18 protein-coding genes are annotated in these 20,403 nt (G+C 61.2%); 16 read left to right on the top strand and 2 right to left on the bottom strand.

The annotated features are described in order from the left end of the window. The first annotated feature begins 2 nt into the window (after positions 1-2). The 7 genes from FGL94_RS16615 (at position 3) to FGL94_RS16585 (ending at position 10,603) form a co-directional block, all read left to right on the top strand. Positions 3-1,124 (top strand): hypothetical protein, encoded by a 1,122-nt coding sequence (locus FGL94_RS16615; RefSeq protein WP_144927662.1) that lies wholly within the window; start codon positions 3-5, stop codon positions 1,122-1,124. After that, positions 1,117-3,324: a VirB4 family type IV secretion system protein gene (locus tag FGL94_RS16610; protein ID WP_144927660.1), complete on the top strand. Its 2,208-nt coding sequence runs from the start codon at positions 1,117-1,119 to the stop codon at positions 3,322-3,324. Before FGL94_RS16615 ends, FGL94_RS16610 begins: the two co-directional genes overlap by 8 nt. Then, positions 3,317-7,612: a type IV secretory system conjugative DNA transfer family protein gene (locus FGL94_RS16605; RefSeq protein WP_144927658.1), complete on the top strand. Its 4,296-nt coding sequence runs from the start codon at positions 3,317-3,319 to the stop codon at positions 7,610-7,612. The genes FGL94_RS16610 and FGL94_RS16605 overlap by 8 nt, the downstream gene beginning before the upstream one ends. A gap of 388 nt (positions 7,613-8,000) precedes the next feature. Further along, on the top strand, positions 8,001-9,254 hold the full coding sequence (locus FGL94_RS16600) for a phage NrS-1 polymerase family protein (protein WP_135806891.1): 1,254 nt from the start codon (positions 8,001-8,003) through the stop codon (positions 9,252-9,254). Positions 9,255-9,328: 74 nt separating this feature from the next. Further along, positions 9,329-9,769 carry a hypothetical protein gene (locus FGL94_RS16595; protein WP_135806890.1) on the top strand — a complete coding sequence of 147 codons (441 nt, stop codon included), beginning with the start codon at positions 9,329-9,331 and terminating at the stop codon, positions 9,767-9,769. 220 nt (positions 9,770-9,989) lie between these two features. After that, positions 9,990-10,280 (top strand): hypothetical protein, encoded by a 291-nt coding sequence (locus FGL94_RS16590; protein WP_135806889.1) that lies wholly within the window; start codon positions 9,990-9,992, stop codon positions 10,278-10,280. Beyond that, entirely contained in the window at positions 10,280-10,603 is a 324-nt protein-coding gene (locus tag FGL94_RS16585; protein WP_135806888.1) for a DUF7558 family protein, read from the top strand. Before FGL94_RS16590 ends, FGL94_RS16585 begins: the two co-directional genes overlap by 1 nt. 165 nt (positions 10,604-10,768) lie before the next feature. Here the strand turns inward: FGL94_RS16585 and FGL94_RS16580 are convergent, their stop codons facing one another. Further along, positions 10,769-11,581, bottom strand: a complete 813-nt coding sequence (locus tag FGL94_RS16580) for a DUF6036 family nucleotidyltransferase (protein ID WP_135806887.1) — start codon at positions 11,579-11,581, stop codon at positions 10,769-10,771. Beyond that, on the bottom strand, positions 11,578-12,501 hold the full coding sequence (locus tag FGL94_RS16575) for a winged helix-turn-helix domain-containing protein (RefSeq protein WP_049983728.1): 924 nt from the start codon (positions 12,499-12,501) through the stop codon (positions 11,578-11,580). The genes FGL94_RS16580 and FGL94_RS16575 overlap by 4 nt, the downstream gene beginning before the upstream one ends. 736 nt (positions 12,502-13,237) lie before the next feature. Here FGL94_RS16575 and FGL94_RS16565 point away from each other — a divergent pair. The 9 genes from FGL94_RS16565 to FGL94_RS16520 form a co-directional block, all read left to right on the top strand. Continuing rightward, positions 13,238-14,134, top strand: a complete 897-nt coding sequence (locus FGL94_RS16565; protein WP_144927656.1) for a DNA-binding protein — start codon at positions 13,238-13,240, stop codon at positions 14,132-14,134. Positions 14,135-14,359: 225 nt separating this feature from the next. Beyond that, positions 14,360-15,283: a transcription initiation factor IIB gene (locus tag FGL94_RS16555; protein ID WP_123115083.1), complete on the top strand. Its 924-nt coding sequence runs from the start codon at positions 14,360-14,362 to the stop codon at positions 15,281-15,283. A gap of 100 nt (positions 15,284-15,383) precedes the next feature. Further along, positions 15,384-16,271: a biosurfactant protein 1 gene (locus FGL94_RS16550; protein ID WP_123115222.1), complete on the top strand. Its 888-nt coding sequence runs from the start codon at positions 15,384-15,386 to the stop codon at positions 16,269-16,271. A gap of 141 nt (positions 16,272-16,412) precedes the next feature. After that, the gene (locus tag FGL94_RS16545; protein ID WP_049983731.1) at positions 16,413-16,601 is read left to right on the top strand and encodes a hypothetical protein; all 189 of its coding nucleotides are present in this window, start codon (positions 16,413-16,415) and stop codon (positions 16,599-16,601) included. A 106-nt stretch (positions 16,602-16,707) separates the two neighbouring features. Then, the gene (locus tag FGL94_RS16540; RefSeq protein ID WP_058366987.1) at positions 16,708-17,088 is read left to right on the top strand and encodes a hypothetical protein; all 381 of its coding nucleotides are present in this window, start codon (positions 16,708-16,710) and stop codon (positions 17,086-17,088) included. Positions 17,089-17,156: 68 nt separating this feature from the next. Continuing rightward, positions 17,157-17,819 carry a DUF6735 family protein gene (locus FGL94_RS16535; protein WP_144927654.1) on the top strand — a complete coding sequence of 221 codons (663 nt, stop codon included), beginning with the start codon at positions 17,157-17,159 and terminating at the stop codon, positions 17,817-17,819. A gap of 37 nt (positions 17,820-17,856) precedes the next feature. Beyond that, positions 17,857-18,141, top strand: a complete 285-nt coding sequence (locus tag FGL94_RS16530) for a hypothetical protein (protein ID WP_006183450.1) — start codon at positions 17,857-17,859, stop codon at positions 18,139-18,141. Between the two features lie 61 nt (positions 18,142-18,202). Then, positions 18,203-18,949 carry a helix-turn-helix domain-containing protein gene (locus tag FGL94_RS16525; RefSeq protein ID WP_050051691.1) on the top strand — a complete coding sequence of 249 codons (747 nt, stop codon included), beginning with the start codon at positions 18,203-18,205 and terminating at the stop codon, positions 18,947-18,949. A 60-nt stretch (positions 18,950-19,009) separates the two neighbouring features. Further along, positions 19,010-20,403, top strand: a 1,394-nt coding sequence (locus FGL94_RS16520) for a heavy metal translocating P-type ATPase (protein ID WP_186313438.1), incomplete at its 3' end; no start/stop codon positions are given.

The raw sequence follows: 20,403 nt of genomic DNA, 5'->3' as shown, positions 1-20,403 counted from the left end.
CAATGTCAGCAGATCAAGACGCGGCCGCACGGCGCATCATGGATCAGTTCGGCGAGGAGAGCCGCATCCCGTATCTCAATATCGAGGAAGGGGACGTCGGCATGCTCATCGCCTTCCCCATTATTGGGCTGTTTATCGCGGGCCTCACCGGGATCGAATCACTGGCTCTCCCGTTCGTTGCTGGCGGGCTTGGCTTTGGCGTTGCCGTCATCTACGTCTCACCAACCCACCTGAACGCCTGGACGTGGACCAAAGACGTCTATCGGTACCTCAAACGGCCTCAGGTCACGTTCAGTGCGCCCGCCAACGCCGACACGGGTACCAACGAGTCAGAGCGCAACGAGGGCGGACTCACGAACTACACGCCGTTCAAGCCGGACGAGCGAACGCAGGATCTCACCAACATCAAGCGAGCGTGGCCGGGCGCTGGTGCTATCCAGCGTGAAGACGGCTCGATGGAGGCATTCATCGAGATCGATCCGGCCAACATGGACTTCGCAATGTCCGACGACTGGGCACAGCTGCAAGACGCCGGAGAAGAGTTCGCCAACAAAGAGCTGGACTCGAAGCTCAAACTCCACGCCACAACCCGTTCCTTCCCGGTCGAGCAGATCACCGAGACCATCGAGGAGCGCCTCACTGACGAAGACGTTACGGAGAACCCGATCTTCCGGGAACTCCTCGAAGAATATCGGGAAACACGGCCGAAGGAGATGCGTGACCGGGGCATTCAGCAGGTCCGGTACTACATCGGCGTTGAAGTCAGCCCGATAGAAGTGTACGACCGCTTCCGCGACGAGGGCACCCCCGCCGAGAAGCTGACCCAGTTCCCCGTCATCGGGTTCCTGTTCAACCCGTTCGTCACCCGCCGCGAGGACCTCACCGACGTCGAACGTCGTGCGCAGATGTTCGAGAAGCTCGACAGTCGCGTGAATGATGTTCGCTCCGAGTTCATCCAGCAGGCGTCGGGGTGGTCCGCACGTCGACTCAGCACGGTCGAGCTGTTCGTCCTGAATATGGACTTCTGGAACGGCCGCGAACATGACTACGACGAGGCGGAACGTGTCGTTCGCGACCAATCGATCATCGGCCACTCGCGCCGGGAGGACCCACACGATGCGTAACGTGATCCTCCAGACTGATGGTGGCGCGCTTGGCTCCGTCGCCGGGTGGCTCCAGAACCTGACACCAGCAGAGAGTGCAGTACTAGCCCTTGCAGTGGGTCTCGGCCTTGGCGTCGGCAGTAAGTACCTCTGGGACCGCTTCACTGCGGATGATGAACCAGAGGTAAACTTCACCGATGTCCTCGATGAGGAGACACTCGAAGAAGGCGAGGCCGAACGCAAGCTCCTCGACGACATCTCCGAGTCGCACAAGACCGTCACCGCGCCCGGAGCTGTCGAGTGGGAGACGCGAGCGGCACGGGTCGGCGAACAGTGGACGACGACGCTGTACATCGCTAACTATGCCGACTATCCCAACGACGGGTATCTGAGTGACCTCTTCGAGATGACCGATGTCCAGTTCGATCTGACGGCCCACATCACGCCGAAAAATCAGGAGCGGGCCCGGAACGAACTGCAGGACATCGCTGACGACCTCCAGGTCGATGCTGACCTCGAACAGAGTATCCGGAGTGCCTACCTGCAGGAACGCGCCAACGAGGCCGCAGCGACGTACAAGGCCGTCGAGAACGGCGCGAACGTGTTCGACCAAGGGATGTTCATCACCGCCCGGGCCGACGAGAAAGACGAGCTCAGAGATGCCGTCCAGACGGTCAAGAGCGCGCTCCGCGACGACCCGGCGAACCTCACGCCGAAGACCGCAATTTGCCGGCAGGATCTCGCCCTCCAGTCCGCCGCGCCCATCGGCGACAACGAGTTCGGGCGGACGTCGATTGCGCTCGGCGGCGCCGTCGGCGCGTTACTCTCCTCCCCGCACAACGCGACGATTCTCGAGGAGGGTGGCGTCGAGTTCGGAATTCACAAGGACAACCAGAGTCCGGTGGTCATCGACCCGTTTGCCCGTGATAACGGGTACGCGATGTTCACCGTCGGCGACACCGGCTCCGGAAAATCGTTCAGCTCCAAGCAGAATTTCATCCGCTCTATCGAGCAGAGCAAGGACCGCATCGGCATCATCCTTGAGCCATTGAACAACTGGGCTGGTGTCTCAGAGGCGCTCGACGCCAAGCGGATCACCGTCGGTGGGACGCTCGGGCTGAATCCCCTGGAGATCCGCGAGACGCCCGAGCACGTCCAGCGAGCGATGGGTGAGGACGCGAGTCCGTTCAACGAGAAGCTCGACGACGCGATGAGCTTCCTCACGAACTTCTTCGCCCTCCGGGGTATCTCACTGGGAGATCGGCGCACCACGCTCGAACTCGCCCTCAAACGTGCCTACCAGCGCAACGGGATCACCGACGACATCTCGACGCACGACAATCCGAGTCCGACCATCCGTGATATGATGGACGTGTTCGAGGATATGGTCGACGACCCCGAGGAGTTCGTCGTCCGGTCCGACGAAGAGGCAGGGAAGATCAAGGAGGATGCGACGTGGCTCCTCGACCAGCTCCGCCCCTTCGAGGACGACGGTCGCCACGCGAATCTCGGCCAAGAATCGGATTTCGACATCCGCAATGAGAAGGTCATCTACCTCGACCTCGCCCAGCAGGAGGGCAGCGTCGACAGCAGCACGGCGCTGACGATGCAGTTGTTGATCTCGTTGGTGTACGAACGGGCGAAGGTCTCGGACAAGGAGGTCGTGTTCTACATCGACGAAGCGCGCTACATCATGCAGGACGCCGCGAGTCTGGCGTTCCTCGAAACGGTGTTCCGGCACCACCGCCACCACGACCTCTCGATCCGTCTGGTCACGCAGACCGTCGACGAGTTCTTCGAGCACGCCGAATCAGAAGCGATCTTGGACCAGTGTGCCGTCAAGCAGTTCCACCGCCTCGACGGGATGGACAAAGAGTGGGCCGACGAGTTCGGCCTGAACTACGCACAGATGCGGTTCGTTCAGGACGCCGTTCCTGGCAACGAGGACGCCGGGTTCTCCGAGGCGCTCGTCGGCGTCGACGGCGAGTGGCGCGGCATTCAGGTCAAAGCGATGCCCAAGGAGAAGCAGGTCATCGACTTCGAGCCAACCGAGCAACGGCGAGACTCACTCCCCGGAACTGGTGAGAACGCCGTGGACGCGGAGGTACAGGCGTTCCAAGATGATATTGAAAGCCGAGCGACCGACAACGGACAACGCCCACCTGAGCAGACGCCAGCAGAGACTGATGGTGGCGCAGCGGGAGGTGACGACGATGCGTGAGTACCTTCGCGTGACGCCAACCTCCGAACGGCTCAATCCGGAGCGTCTGCCGCAGGCACTGGAGAGCCTCCACAAACTGACCTCAACGGACTCGACAGGGCTAGCTGACAAACTCAATCCGCTACATAGCGACACGCCGATACGATTCGAATTTCTCGCGCTGAGCGAGGGGGCGGATGACCCCGTCGAATTCTACTACGGTGCCGATGACCATCTGGATACCCTGAAGAAACGGCTCCGGTCGATCTATCCAGAGACGTTCGACATCGAGCGTACCGAGGTCGACGTCGCATCCCGACTCGTTCAACCTGTCGAATTCGACCGCGAGACATTCGTCGAGCACTATGAGTCGGGCGAGCTCTCGTACGAGTTCGGTCCTGACGAGCAATACGAGCGTGGCAGTGACGACAACAGTCAAGCGGGTCAAGGGGACGCCAAATCAGTCGCGGATGGAGGAACAGTCGGCGACCAGTCTCCCGACCACTTCATCGAGATCGGCGATACTGCCCTCGAACTCGCCCCACCAGATGCGATTCCCGAGGATGAGCCACTCACGACACTTGCCAAACCAACGGTAACATCGGAGGGGACGATACTCGCCCGGCCAGCGACCGAATCCGTCTCCCCACTCGGCGTGCGGTGGCAAGGGTCGGCAACTCGGAAGCAAGACTGGATGACCTCACTCTCGCCATTTACTGCCGACGACGAAGCAGAGCTCCCAGCCGTGGATCAACCAGGGGGTGCGCTCGCGTCGCTCGTCGATCACCTAATGGAGGCGACAGCACCAGTAGCGTTCCAGGTCGTCTTCCAGCGACGCGAGAACTGGCAGTCCGATGCCGACCTTCGCAAGGAGGACGTCATCGACGGACGGGACACACTCGCACAGGAGATTATTGGCTCCCTCTTCGAACTCGACGATCAGCCGGAGAGTCGGGATAGAAACCAGCTGAGCGACGCGGTTGCAAAACGTGTCGCGGCAATCGAGGCAACAAATCCGAAGCGGTCGTTCACCGCGAACATCCGAGCAGTCGGGATTCCATCCGGTGGTGACGGTCGCGATGATCTCGATGAGCGGATGCAATCACTTGTTCCGGTATTCGACCCGCTTGACGGGCCGTACTACCAGGTTGAAGCCGAGCGGTTGCGTGACAGCGGCTTCCGGGCAGCCACGAAAGACCGGAACGCACGAGCGGCGCTGCAGCGGCTCTTGGATCGTGAGATCACGACTGGCCGTGGAAAGACCCGACCGGAGTTCGTCCTGAGTGGCCGAGAACTCGCGCACTTCGTACTCGTCCCCTCCTCGGAACAGCTTACTGTCGAAGGGGCACGTGGGACGCGTGCAGAACAGCAGAGTCGGAATCCGTTGCCCCGTCCTCATCAGGACCTCATGCGTGAGTTCCGAGACGGGATGGCAATCGGGTATGCCCTCGACGACACCGGCGAGGCCGAAGACGTGCCGACACACATTCCACCCGGGCTGTTGCCCACTCATTTCGGCCGGTTCGGAACAACCGGCTCTGGGAAGTCGAAAGCCCTCATCAACGATATGCTGTCGCTGTACGACAACACCGAGGGGCCGACGATCCTCATCATCCCGAAAAACGACGATATGGCCCAGAATTACATGCGGGCTCACGCGCGTCGGTTCGGAATGACCGACCTCGAAGAGAACGTCGTCCACTTCCCGATTCCGGACGTCCTCCCCGGGTTCTCGTTTTTCGATCTCGAACCGTCGATGGAGAGCGGACGGCGCCGCGAAGACGCCGTCCAACGGAAGGCCGACCACTACGAAGAGATTTTGAAGCTCGTGATGGGAACCGACCGCTACGAGCGGGCGACTGTGGCTCCAACTCTCATCAAGACACTCATCAAGGCACTGTTCGACGAGGAATACGGGCGTGAGAACGGGCTCTACCGAGCGTCGACGGATTACTTTGCCCACCGACAGCTCGAACACGTCGTCGACCAGCTCTGGGAGGCCGGGCCACCGAACGAGAACATCGGCGACGCCCCACGGTCGAGCGACGAGGAAGTCACGCGGACGATTCGACGGCAACTCCAGTTAGATTCGAACACCTTCGCGAACGTGATGGGGGGTGTCGGAAACCGCCTCGCCTACATCTCACAGGATACGCACCTGCGGCAGATCTTCAACAATACCGAGAACCAGTTCGACTTTCGGGATGTCCTCGACGAGGATACGGTCATCCTCTTCGACCTCGGAGATCTCCGCGACGACGCTGCCCGGATCATGACTGGTGTGATCCTGACCAATCTCGATGCAGCTCTCAAGGACCGCAAACAGGCCCTCTCCCAGCACTCGGACGACTACGTCGTGAACTTGCTCGTCGACGAGGCAGCGTCGGTCGTAGTCTCCGACATCATGAATGATCTCCTCGAGAAAGGCCGGGGATTCCGGCTCTCTGTTGGCCTGTCGATGCAGTTCCCCGAACAGATGGAGGCTGAAGGTGGGCGGAAGATCTACCTGAATGCTCTGAACAACATCGGCAGTTCACTCATCGGGAAAATCAACGTCGACCGGGAACTGGCGCGAGCGATGGCCCACGAAGAGATGGACCCCGCGGATTTCGCCAATCGGATTCGTTCGTTGCCACGAGGGGAGTGGATCGCCAGCCTGCCAAGCCCGACGTTCGGTGAAACGGGGCCGTATCCGTTCAGTCTCGAACCACTCCCGATTCCACCGGGCCACCCCGAGAGCGAATCTCCGCTCACAGAGCGTGAAGAGGAGCAGTTCACTGAGACACTCTCCTCGATGCACGAGAACATCAGCGAGGAACACGGCGTGCCGGCTGCAACAGACGCCTCAACAACGAGAACACCGACCGACGGACACGGAGTGCTCGATATCGCGAGCGACGACCTGGACGTCGCGATTGCGACGGTGGTCCGGAGTCTCCAGCTTCGAGAAGGATGCCGTGAGGAGAACGGTTGGGTGGCCGTTGAAGCGGTTGACGACGAACTCAGACGCCTCTTTGACGACGTCGACGCCGAGCCGCCATCGTATGATGCACTCGCGGACATTCGCGAACGATCACGATACCTCGATACGACCGTCGATATCGACGCCGACGAGCTCCGCATCCGGCTCACTGACGCCGGAGAAAAGGTCGCGACACCCGATACTGGTGGCGTGCAGGCCGCCGGTGGGAGTGCCCACGACGCAGCACTCCTTCAGATCGAAGAAGAACTCACTGCACTCGGTTTCACCGTCTCGATCCTCGCACAGGATGGCAGCGAGAAACCTGACGCGAGGGCGAGCCACCCCGACGTTTCCGACCGATTCGCCATCGAAGTCGAAACGACGACACCCGAGAATCCCGCGAAGGTGCTCACGAATCTCCGGAAAGCCCAAGAAGCAGGGGATATCCCGCTGTTTGTCGTTCGACCAGGAAACGACGAAACTGAGTGGGCCGAGCGTGTCGACGGCATTCTCACACCACCCGTTCGCACACTCCAGAATGGTGAGACACGGTTCTACACGACTGACTCGAATCTCACGTTCAACGGTGGAGCGACCGAAGAAGGTGGAGTGACGGCCGTCCGACCGGCGACCGACGACGAGAACGGGACTCAGAACATCTGGCAGCGTGATGGCGATGAGATCATCCTTCGTGATGCCAGCGGGACGGAACACATCCGCCTCCCGTCGCTTGGAAAACTCTCGAAAGATCGTGTTCCGGCCATCTACAGCTACGACCACGCTGCCGACGAGTACGTCGTATACGAGCACGGTGAGCAACACATCTACGAGACGAAATCGGCGTTCGAGGGCGACTGGGTGCGTATCAAGAAGCCATTCGTCCCCGAAGCCGAACTCCAGACACCCGATTATAGCCCCACGTCGTACGCTATCGTCATTCTCCCTGAAGAAGGCAACCCGGTCGTGTACGATACTGACGGTACGTACTCGATGGACACCTTACTCGATACCGTCACCACAAGTGGGTGCGAAGAAACGACAGGAGAACAGGCAGACCATATTCAGCAGGCGCCTCAGCCATCGATTGACGATATTGCTGAGGATCCAGAGGCGGTTGTTGAGCGATTCGCAGAGACACACCTCGTCGAAGATCCGGAAAGCAGAGTAGCCGCCGGAGATGTCTACGAAATCTACGAGCAGTGGGCTGAGGCTCACGGGATTGATACAGATAGCAAACCCTGGTTCGGCCGTCGCCTCGGGAACTATGTCACGTTCGAGCGGAACACAGACAATGAGAACGGCGACTCTGTTCGATACTACGAGGGGCTTGCACTCAAATCAGAATAGATCTGGAGGGGAATACAATGCAATCCACACTCAGCGCCAAATATATCGTAAATGTAAATTTGAGTTTGCATAACAGGAAATGCCTCTCGCGTTACGGAAACATCGAGGCATATCGTCTCCGCAGCACCGAAATCAGCAGACGGAGAGGGGTTACGGCAACCAACCGAAATGCCGTAACACAAGCATTCTGGAGAGATTTTGCTGTATGCACGTATCGGGAGCCTCAGACCCAGGATTTCACTGATTTGAATGATCTGTTACGGCAAAAACCAACTAGGATAGAACGGGGGTTCCCCGTTGGGACCAAGGGATTGGATCGACACGCAGAGCAGCGTGAAGTCTGTGCTGGCTCAGAGCCAGTGAGAGCCATGCGAGGTGCTATGTGAGGATGAGTGAGAGTAGTATCGACGAATCGGAGGCGATTCCGGAGACGCTACGCGAACGGGACCAGTGGGTGTGCTGGCGCGAAGAGGAGCGGGACGGCAAGTCGACGAAGATTCCGGTGACGCCGGGAGGTGGGGGGTTCGCGTCATCAACAGAGTCGGAGACCTGGGCGAGCTTCGAGACAGCGCTCGACTACACCGAGACGGCACACGCCGATGGCGTTGGGTTCGTGTTTACCGACGACGATCCCATCGTCGGTGTCGACCTGGACGACTGCCGTGATCCTGAAACCGGCGACGTCGACGACGCGGCACTAGACATCATCGAGCGCCTCGACTCCTATACGGAGGTGTCACCGTCCGGCACCGGCTATCACGTCCTCATCAGGGGCGAACTTCCCGAGGGGCGGAACCGTCGCGGGAGCATCGAACTGTACGACACGGCACGATTTTTCACCGTCACTGGCGATCACGTCGAGCGGACACCAACGTGCGTCGCACGTCGACAGGACGCGCTCAGAGCGATTCACCGTGAGTACGTTCAGGAGACAGAGCGTGACACGGCAGCAGAGTCCGAACAGCGTGGTAGCGCTGACGACGAGTCACCGACGACCGGTGCAGCCGGCGTTGACGTCGACCTCGAAGACGAGGACCTCCTCGAGAAAGCGCGGAATGCATCGAACGGCGAGAAGTTCGAGCGGCTCTGGAACGGGAACACAGCCGGCTACGACAGCCAGTCCGAGGCCGACATGGCGCTGTGCTGTCTGCTGGCGTTCTGGACCGGCGGCGACCGGACGCAGATGGATCACCTGTTTCGCCAGTCAGGATTGCTTCGGGAGAAGTGGGACGAGGTCCACTACGCTGATGGGTCGACGTATGGGGAGAAGACCATCGAGCGAGCAATTGCGACTACTTCGGAGTTCTACGACCCGGACGCCGGCGACGATACCGCGGACGAGATCCCCGCCACATCGTCGCCAGACGTCGGCGCTGCTGACTCGGAGCGGAGTCGCGCGTATCTCGCCGAGAAGAACCAGATCTTGAGCGACCGCGTCGACGAGCTCGAGGCGACACTCACGGAGAAAACCGAGCGCATCGACGCTCTCGAAGCGGAGGTCAAGCGACTCACTGACGAACTCGCCACCCGTGGCCAGGAGGAGGAGTGCCAGGGCGAGCACGCCGCTACTACGAGTGAGAACAGTAGTGAGTCAGAGTCATCCTCACTGTTGGGTCGGTTATTCGGCGGTCGGTCCAAGTAGCGTTGCGACCGCAGCGGCACGTCTGTCACCCCCGCCAGGGGGCGGCGGGGTACATCACGTGCCCCCGATAGACGATGGCTTCGGAACGTACGACCCAAACGCAGACGGTACAGCAAGCAGCAACCAACTCCGACGGGGAGGCTCCGTGGGCAGACCTCGAGGTGGCGATCCCGAACGACCGCGATCACGCGTCGCTCGTCGCGCTCGTGGAGTGTGCCCTAATCGAGCTGACGCACGAGCACGTGGGGGCAGTCGTCGTCACCCACCAGGTCCGGGGGACAAACCGCACGCAGTACGTCGCCGTCGACGACGTCAGCGAGCAGTTCCAAAAGCGGCACTTCGACGCCCGGCTGGGCTGGCACGAGACAACCGTTCCTCGGGAGATCGTTCGCGACGAACTCGTCACCCAGCTCACCCGGTCGGCAGCCTCACAAGCGGAACGCACACGAGAAGCAGCAGCCAGCGAGCCGGACACGTTCAACGTGAAGCCGGTTCAGGAACTCCGGACTCCATAGGCCACACTCTTAACCAACACTCGGGACCAGTTCTGTCGAAGTGTTGGTTAACGACGTTGCCAGAATTCATGCCCTCAACCCCCGCCCACCGCCCTATCCCTCCGCGACGTTGCCGTTTTCGAGTATCGCGACCCAGGGTCGGACTGACGCCCTCCGACTGGGCTGTTTATCGGCGCCGAGAGGCGTGCAGCGCGCGAGAGCGTGCGCGGCGTGATTCACCATGGCTGGTCCCGATCCTCACGACGACACGAGTGCCGACCACGAACAGCTCGAAACCGAACTCCTCGCACAGGACCGTGACGCCGCGAGCGTCGCGACCGCGGACGTCGACGACGCAACGGCCCGCAGCCTAGTCGACGACCTCATCGACGCGGACGTCGTCACACCCGTTCCCGAGGATCGCGTTCTCGTTCACGAGCCGAGTGTTACTACCTTCGACTCGACGACGCAATTGGCCGTCTTCCACCGTGGCTGGACGGCCGGCCGCGACGCCGACGCGGAGGCGGAGTAATGCAGCAGACGCTTACAGGGTGTGCGTTCTGCGACGCTCCGCCCAGCACCGAGACTGGCGAGGCCCACACCTGGGGGGAAGATGAGCGGGTCACCCACCCTATCTGCGTCGACTGCGCGATCCAGATGGAGCCGGATCCCGACGAGCGCGATCGCGACGCCTGCGATGGCTGTGGGCTCGTCGTCGACGCTCTCGCGGCGCTCACGCGCTTCCGTGTGGAACTCGGCCATCTCGAGGGGCCGCTGCAGCTGTGTGCGCGATGTAGTCCTGGCGGGCCCGCGACGTACTGGACGCACGACCTCGATGAGCATCTCGTTGAGTGAGACATGTTGCCGACGCTTACACCGTTTCCATGGAGGACCTCGTTGACGAAGTCGACGTCGCGCTTGACCGCGACTAATGGGGAGTCTCCCTATCCATGGATAGGGAAAGTATCCAATAAGCCGCACCGCTTGGCATTACGCCATAGATTCCGGTATCCCTCGCCGTCAGATCGTCGTCGAAAGACGCTCGATGCGATCAGCGGTTCCCTTGACTGCGTCTTTCTCCTCGAGACGACTCACGATATCCTGTAATTCAACCGTGGTGTAATCGAGTTCCTGCTGGAGGGCAGGCATAGATTTCGGTTCGTCGAGGGCGTGAAGCACTTCGAGTTCCTCGTATACGCGCTCTGTAATCTCCGCGACCGGCTCATGCAGGGGTGTCCTCACGTTGTGTTGCTCGGTGAGATCGGCCAACGCCTCGTTCACGTATGTTACGAATAGCTCTTGATCCAAGAGGTCGATCTGCGCGGCGAGTTCTGCTTCGACGACGTCGAAATCGAGGTCAGTCTGCAGCAGCGAAAACATATCTTCGATATCGTCCACCCGTCCGGCGACCGCCTTGAATAGGAAGATGTCCTCTGGGCTCACGAGTTCGACCACCAAGTTGCTGGGGTTGAGGTACCGCTCGCTACGCTTCCGAATCCCGTCAGAAAGAACCAGTTTATCGATTACCTGCTGGTGAAAGATGTCGATTCGACACCCATCATCGTTCTCGAGGATTCGCTGAGCACCGAGCGCTTCGTATTCTTCGTCCGGTTCCCGAACGATATCGTAACCAAGTTCGAGCAGTACTGCTTGGAGCTGCCCGAGGTCATCACCGGATGCGACGATGAGATCGATATCCTTGGTAGTGGTCTTGAGATCCTGGAACGCCATTGCCCCACCGCCGATCAAGAAGACAGTGAGTGGGTCGTCTAGCTGCTCGCCGATGCGCTCGAGTTCCGACCGAATGTACGAACTGTCGAATCGCGCCCTCATGCTGACACCCCGTAGTCCGCAGCCAATTCTTGGAACTCTTCCCACTCGGGAAGTCGAGATGCCCGCTCCTCGCCACTCGTGTCGAGATACGTGAGCAAGTCCTCGACGAGATCGTCGACGCCGTACTTTGTGGCCTGGTCACGCAGTTCGTCACGGTCGACGTCAACGTGGCTGAGCAGGAGCAGACAGTATGACTGGGTACGTGCGCCCGAATCGATTACGAGCATATGACAGCACAGCATCGCCGGCGAGAGATCATTCATCGTCTCTGAATGGAAATAGTACCGACGGTCGCGGGCCAGAAGGGGCAGGTCGTAGGTCTGGAAACGCTCTGGCCCCGTCGAAAGGAAGTCCTCGGCGGTAATCTCATCTGCGGTCTGGACGAGGAACTCGTCGAGTGACTCCCAGAGAATCGTGTAGGTGTCGGTGTGTTGTTCGACGGTCTGGCGATGGTCGTGGTGAACGAGTTCCCGAGCAAGCGTACTCAGTTGTTCGAATCCCTCGTTCAGCACATATGCATCCTCGTCAGTTTCGTAGATGATCCCTCGATGCTGAAGTGGATCGAGGGCGCGATGGACGGTACTCCTGTGAATGTTGGCCCGGCGTGCGAGCTCCATTACGACCCGCGGTGTTTCAAGATAGTAGAGAACGCGGAGCGTCGCACCCGACAACAGTTCAGGCCAGTCGATGTGCGAATACTCTTGGGTGATGTCTGCGAGGAGTTCGAGTGCTTTCGCGTCCGATGGCCGGATCTGCTTTGTTTTCCCTTGTCGACGCGTCTCGACGAGTCCGGTCGCTTCGAGACGATCGACAAGTTCAGACGTGTAGCTGAGACTGCGGTCCAGCTGGGTCGCAAATTCGGAGACTGTCTGCTCACCGTGAAGGACGGTGAGCGCGCGAACCTCGCCTTCGGTAAGCATCTGTTGCGTAGATACGAACCGATATTTAAATAACTTCGCTATCTCGCAACGAGTATGACTGACTCAGCTGAGGTTGCTGGGTGAGCAACACGATGAAGGCCCTCGGCCGTTCACGGGCGGCGCGCCGCCCGTTAGCTCGGGAGAGCCTGCTTTCCCGGTGACCGAGACGGCCTCGCCCTTTCTGAGTCCGCCAGGGCAGTAGTTGGGTCGCTGAGTGTCGCGGCTGGGTGGACAGATGTGTCCGTTATGGCCCGCACCGCTCGCCGCTGCCGCCCTCCGCGTCGCTCGCGACCGACCATTCCGGGCATGCGGGCGCTCTCCGCACCGCCCGCGCCCGTTCCGGGCTAAAATGGATGTGCCCTCGGCGCCAGCGGGTATCCCCGTCGGTTGCGCCCCTTGCGGGCTTTCGCGTTCCAGCGCTTTGTGCCGCCTGCGCTGTCGCGCGCCACACCGCGGCGCGCGTTCTCGGCGACAGTCGCCCTGGACACGGACCCGCACATCGGGCCGGACACGAGCGGGCATATCCCGCTGGCCGCTCGCTCCGGGCGGGTCGGCGCGCGGTGCTGGTTGGTCGTCCGCCTCGGGCGCGCTCTCGCTCGCGCCCAGGGGGCGCTCGCGAAGGCGCGAGCGAGAGCGCGCAGACGAGTCTGTCGGTCGGTGTCGTCGAGGAAATCCACGATGTTTGAGGCATCGCGGTGTCGGGCGCGTGAGCGCCTTCAGGAACCGGTGAGTTCCAATGTCAAGTAAGAACGTCTCCAGTGAAGTAGTTTCGGTCGATGAACAGGCTTTCGAGAAACACGATGACGTCGAGGTCGACGAGGACGGATTCGAGGTCGTCGACGAGACCCCGGAGTTCCGGGCGACAGTCGACATGGAAGTGCAGGCGAAAGTCGATTCCAACCATCCAGACGCGCGGGTCGAAGAAGGTCCGGATCACCTGTTCGGGAAGACCCTCGAACAGGAAGAGCGCATCGAGGCACGGGAGGCCGAGTTGGAGCACATCAGTGCCCAAGCGGAACTCAGTCAGCAGGAGGGGCGTGCGAAGCGGACGCGAGACATCGCAGCGAAGCGATGCGCTGAGCGGCGTGTGAAGTTCCAGAAGCGGGCAGCGAGCGTGAATTCGATGACTGACCCGGAGCGAGACGATCCTCGTGCAGAGCTCACGCAGGAGCAGTTGGCGGCGGTGAACAAGCAGTCGATGCGACTGGCGGAGAAGCTGGATGGCTGGTCGCGAGCAGCGATTGGCCGGCGGTTGGGTGAAGCCGTCGTCAGTGGGAAAGACCTAACGAGTGCAGTCGTCGAGGTGTTCGAGGAGTTGCAGAAGGCGCCTGGGACGGTGATCCCCATTGGGAAGCTCGAGGACGTCAATCGCAAAGAAGTGAGCATCGAGGGTCGAGTCGAAGTACTCTGGGATGCAGACTCGCCGGCCATCGCTCAAGTCGGGCTGATCGCAGACGACAGTGGAAAAACGAAGGTGACGATCTGGGAGAAATCAGATGCGCCGTGGATTGAAGAGGGCGAGCAGGTGCGTATTCACAAGGTAGCCCGGAACTGGTACGAGGGGCGCGTCTCACTGGCTGTCACTGGGTGGACCACCATTATGTTCCCTGAGCGCGGTCGGTGGTGGGAATAGCCGGTCGGCGCACCCCTTTTTTGCTGGTGTGTACGCGGTCACCGCCACCTCCCACCACCTCCACGGTCCGGGCTGCTCACGGCGCTCACGCGCCGTTTCGCGGCCGGGCTTTCGCCACCGCGGCCCATCAGTGTCAGCGCTGTTCCGTGTGGTGTGTATGTGCCCCCTGATGGGTGAGGGGCACTCCGAGAGACGCGATCCGCGTGAGTCCCCTCGTGAGTATCCATGGCAACCAGAGAGATCTACGAAACGACGTTCGACGAAGACGTCCAGACCGACTCGAATGCTACGCAGTGTCCCGAGTGTAACGGGCAAGTTACAACCAACGCGGTTGAAACCGTCTGCGAGGACTGTGGACTCGTCGTCGACGAGCAGCGGATCGACCACGGGCCAGAGTGGCGAGGGTTCGACGACGAACGAGAGCGCACGGGCGCTCCGTTGACGGCAGCACGACACGATCGAGGGTTGTCAACGGAGATCGGTCGCGGGGCCGATGCGAACGGGAACAGCCTCTCCGAACAGAAGCGACGCCGGCTGTTCCGGATGCGCCGTGAACAGACCCGTGGGCGGTTTCAGTCGAAAGCTGAACGCAACCTCGCACACGGGCTTAGTGAAGTCCGCCGGATCAGTAGTACGCTCGAACTATCCGAGACGATCCGTGACCAGGCCTGCCAGCTCTTCCGCAGCGCTCAGAACGAGGAACTCCTGCAGGGCCGGTCGATTGAGGCGATGGCCGCCGCGAGTGTCTACGGAGCGTGTCGGTGTAACGGGCGACCACGAACGCTCGACGACATCACCGAGTCGGCGCGCGTCGAGCAATCGCGGGTGACGAACGCATACACGACGCTGAATACAGAACTCGGCCTACCAGCCCAACCCGTGACGCCCAGTGCGTTCGTCCCGCGGTTGGCGTCGGAGCTCGACGTCTCCGATCAAATCCGGCAGCGGGCTCGGCAGCTGGCGGAAGCATCCGAATCGACCGGAGCAACCACGGGGGTTCGGCCATCCGGGTTCGCCGCAGCCTGTCTGTACAAAGCCGGACGCGAAGACGGGCGGTGGCTCACCCAGTCGGACATCGCTGACGTTGCGAACGTCTCAGTGGTCACCGTGCGGACCCACCGCGACGCGCTGGACGAACTGGCTGTCTAAGGCCCACACTGCTGATTTTCGGTTGTATGTCTGTAGGCTGATTGATGTGAGAGCCATTGTTTAAACCCGAAGACGAAGCATGATACGGCCAGATCACTCTATGACCGACCAGTACGCCGACTACGAAGCCCTCCGACCGCTCGGCGAAGCGACCCACGTTCCCGACGATCAACTCGCCAGTAGTAGTGGTGAGCCCCGGCGGCAGCGCTCCGGTGGCGTCGACGCGGGCTATCCAGACGGCCCGACAGCAGATGCGACCGAGTGCGCTTCCTGTGGAGCGTCGATCCCCGCTGGCCAGTCGAAGTGCCGGTTTTGTCTCACGAACCATCTCGAAGCAGCCGATGATCAGGACACATCGACTGCCGAACGGACTCTCATCCACGTCATCCAGCTGCTCGTCGAGGCGTCGACGTTCTACGGCGCCGTCGGGAAGGGATCTGCTGCGGCTACCCTCCTCGTGAAGGCAGACGATGACCCAGTAGTCGATGACTGCAAGCTAATCTACGATCTCGACGAGGAACCGGCCCCACAGCTTGTCGATCAGTGGCCCTCGCTCCCCTCGGCGACACGGGTCACGTCTGAATGTGGTAATCAGCTGCTCGCGGTTGCTCGTGAGCGGACGGCGTGGACAGAGACGACGCAGTCCTGTCACGACGGCGAGCACGCGACGTTTCTCTACGACGAAACTGGGAGCGCGGTTCGCACCGAAGAGGGGCTTGCAAGCCTTCGTGAGGACGCAGACGACGACTTCTGGCTGGTGCCAGCGATTGCGCTCCAGGAATCCGTTGACAAGACCGATACCGAACAGCCACGACGCGAGCGCCCAAACAGGACTCACCTCGAGTGTCGGGAATGTGATCGGGAGACTAAGCATCGATTCCGCGAATTCGAGGCTGTCCCCGATGATGAGTGGACCGGGCAGCCCATGTGGGAGTGTCAGCGGTGCGGGACACCTCGCTATGGACCCGAACCAGAAGCCGATCAATAGAGGCGGAGTCAGTTTAACCAACGGACCTGATATCGACTCGTTCTGTTGGTTAACTAGAGGTCAGTTCGTGATCACTCCCAGACTGCCCCGCTGACTGCCCGCCGGTGTTTTTTCGCGCCAGAAATTGGCGGAGGCGCACACATGGACCCACGAGACACCCCCGGCTATCGACTCCACCGCGCGCTCAGTAGCCTCACCAGTATCGACAGCGACCAATTGGAGCCCGCTGATCAAGAGCGAATTAGCACCGCGACGACGCTCCTCGAGCAGGTGGATGTTCTCACCCAACCGAATACGACGAGGGACGGTGACGTCAACAGAGAATCCTGACAGCTCGATGCATCGGCAGCGCAACGTCATGTGGCCGTCACAGCGTGAGCAGTTGCTCGCCCCCTGAAGGGGTGCGGGGGCGCGAGACAGCTCCCGAGAACAACCGATGGCAACTCTCCAAGCCGCAACGACATCGACCGGCGCGCTCGTAACAGACCCACAGGCCGTCCGCCAGCTCTGTGAGAACCACTGCTTCGGGACGCTCAACTGGGAGGTGGACGACGACGGCGAACTGATCATCTGGGGCTACGATAGCTTCGAAGTGTACGAGGCCCGTGAGAACGGGCTTCCTGACTACGACGGTGGCATCGTCACCCACGAGTTCCTCCGGTCGCTCGCGGAGTATCTCGAACCGGACGAAGAATTCGACATCCAGACAGCCGGATTTACCAAATGCCGATTTCCCGTGCTGGCGAAACGGTACGTCGTCCGCGACGGTGAGGTGCTGTACGCGGACCTCAGTTCCCCCGACCCGATCGACGAGTAGCGTTGTTCGTCCCCCGGGAGGGGTGCGGGGCGATCCAGTCGTGGATCGTTCTGCGAGGTGATTGTTCAATGGGCCACCGCGCACTTGTTGCGTACGAACGAACCGACGGACAGTACACGCTCCATTACTCTCATTGGGGTGCATCAAATCTGAAGCTCAAGCACCGAATCTCGGCTGAGTCGCCGTTCGGTGGCGAAGACACCGACTCCAAGTGGGCGAAACAGCTGCTGGCGGAGTTAGCCGATGGCCTCGAGGCAGATGCGGTCGACGGCTACCTCGCCGGCGAAGACCGACCGTCGACGGTCGTCGAGCCGAAGCCTCGCGCCACCGGGCTCACGCTCGAGGAGATTATCGCTGACCATCTCGACTACCTCCACCATGAGGCGTTTTACGTGGTGTCGACGACGTTCGAGGTGACCGCCTATCGGACGCTGTGGTTCGGCCTGCAGTACGACTCGGAGACAGTCGAACAGGGGGAGACGGTCGGGAACGGCGCGCTCGCGACGGTGCGCTGGTACGACGGCGAGCCGGTCGGCGACGGCCACCTGCAGGGCCAGTTCGCGGCCCTCAAAGACGTCGTCGGCGACATGCTCGACAAGGGCGTCTTCACACCGTCAACGGCGAGACAGTATCTGAAACGGAAGCTCGCTGAGCGGGTCGGAGACCGACAGGAGCTGCTCATTCCGACCGGAGAATCACCCTTCGAGACAGCGAGTCTCGGCAAGCCGTAACACCAATCCCTTAGTGGATATCGGGGGATGTCTAAGTATGTCAAATCAGTCTGAAGATGACGTTCGTGTTTGGCTTGTCGAACGGACGTACTCCGATGACGAGCAGAACCTGATCATCCTCACCTACGCAACACCCGATGGAGAACAGTACTATCGGAAGGAACGCGCACTCACGTCCTTCACCGACGTCCGAGATACGACAGCAGCAGTCGATGCTGAACCCGGCAATCTTGGCATGGTCGATGACCCCGACCTCCAGGAGCAATACGCGGCCGAAGCACAGCGAATGCAGGAAGTTCACGACCCTGACGACGTAATCTGAGATCTACTGGTCGACAACGCTGCAGGCCATGGGTTATGTCGTAGCAGGCCTTAGACGGGGTATGCGCGAACTCGTCTTCGCTCTCGAATACGAGCCCGGCTGCAACAGGGTGGCGGACGCCCTCGCCGACCACCCCGACGCTCGCGTTCGCTCGCTCTCGCTGCACGCCACTGCCGAGCGTCTCTGGCGGGTCGACCATGCCACCGGTACGCCTGAGGCGCTCAACGCCATCGAGGACGCCTTTCTCAACGGCGACTACTACGCTGACTGTCTCGCCACCGAGGACTGCAACGCCACACAGACCACCCGCGTCCTCGACCGCACGGACGACGCGCTCATCCTCTACTCAGATTGGGAGCGCACTCCGACCTGCGCCTCAGTCCCCCACATCGCTCGCGACCACCTCGGCGACGGCGTGCTGTTCGAGACTCGTCACGAGGGCCGCCACTACACGTGGCGACTCATCCACTCCGGCGATGGCGACGTGGCGGCGTTCTTCGACGCTCTCAAAGTCGCCGTCGGGGAGTGCGCCCAGATGGAGATGCTCCGCACAGCGGACACAACATCAGCTAGGGGAAGCGACGGAACACCAAGTGGATTGCCTCCAGCCCAAGAGGCTGCTCTCCAGGCCGCCGTCGAACACGGCTACTACGAATCACCCCGCGAGGTCGATGTTGGAGAACTCGCAGAGCATCTCGACGTGCCACGGTCAACACTCACCTACCGACTCCGTCGGGCGGAAGAACATTTGGCGAAGCAACATGTCGCCGGCGAGCGGGTAGCGGAAGAACGGCTGGCATCCCACTGAGGGCCGTAGTTGGAATATTCCAACAAAGACATATCGAACTCCCGCTCCTACCGTGACGTGATGACAGAGAATCCGGACGCAGCAGGAGGAACGAGCGGCGGCGGACAGCGACGTGAGCTGACCGCCCGCCTCGCCGTTCCCGAGATGGACTGTCCCTCTTGCGCCCAAAAGGTGAACAAGAGCCTCCAGCGTGTCGACGGCATTACTGACGTCACGCTCCAGCCGACCACCGGCACAGCCAACGTCACGTACGACCCTGATCGGACTAGCGAAGCCGACGTCGTCAAGGCGATTGAAGGCGCCGGCTACGAGGTCGTCGGGGGCTCGGACGCCGAGGGCGATGATGAGGACAACCAGGCGGCCGATGGCGTCGACATCGCACCACCATCGGAGGTCTGGACGAGTCCTCGCGCGAAGAAGACGTGGCTCGGCGCGGCGTTCCTCACCGTCGGGCTCCTCTTCGAGTTCTTCCTCGCAGGACAGAACATCGCCATCGCAAGTGTCCTCGAGTACCCGCTCCACATCGCAGATGTCCTGTTCCTCGGCGCCGTCGCGGCCAGTGGCATCCCGGTCGTCCGTAGCGGGTACTACTCCGCGAAGAACCGGAGTCTGGACATCGACCTGCTAATGGGGACGGCCATCATCGCCGCGACCGGTATCGGCTACTTCGTCGAGGCGGCGACGCTGGCCGTCCTATTCAGCATCGCCGAGCTGCTCGAGGACTATGCGATGGACAGGGCACGGGACTCCCTGCGCGAGCTGATGGAACTCTCGCCCGACGAGGCGACCGTCCTTCGCGATGGTGAGGAAGTCACGGTGCCCGCCGAGGAGGTGGAGGTGGGCGAGACCGTGGTTGTTCGCCCCGGTGACAAGATTCCGCTCGACGGGACGGTCATCGAAGGCGAGAGTGCAGTCGACCAGTCGCCGATCACGGGCGAGAGCGTCCCCGTCGACAAGGCTGCCGGCGACGAAGTGTACGCGGGCAGCATCAACGAGGAAGGATACCTCGAGTTCGAGGCCACTTCGGCCGCCTCGGAGTCGACGCTCTCGCAGATCATCGAGATGGTGCAGGGCGCACAGGCGAAGAAGACCGAGTCCGAGCAGTTCGTCGACCAGTTCGCCGGCTACTACACACCCCTCGTCGTCGTGCTGGCAATCCTGACCGCCGCTATCCCGCCGCTGGTTATCGCTGATCCGGTGTCGGTGGACCTAGCCGGTTACGGGTTCACCTTCGCGGGCGACTGGCAGGCGTGGTTCATTCGGGGGCTTACTCTGCTGGTGATCGCCTGCCCGTGTGCGTTTGTCATCTCGACCCCAGTCTCCGTGGTGTCGGGGATCACCAGTGCCGCGAAGAACGGTGTCCTCATCAAAGGCGGCAACCACCTCGAAGCGATGGGCGAGGTGGACGCCATCGCCCTCGACAAGACTGGTACCCTCACCAAGGGCGAACTCGC

Origin of the sequence: Halorubrum salsamenti (genome assembly GCF_007671685.1) — an archaeon.
Taxonomy (GTDB): Archaea; Halobacteriota; Halobacteria; order Halobacteriales; family Haloferacaceae; genus Halorubrum; species Halorubrum salsamenti.
The sequence above is the reverse complement of the archived record's forward strand: the minus strand, read 5'-3'. Positions and strand labels throughout refer to the sequence as shown.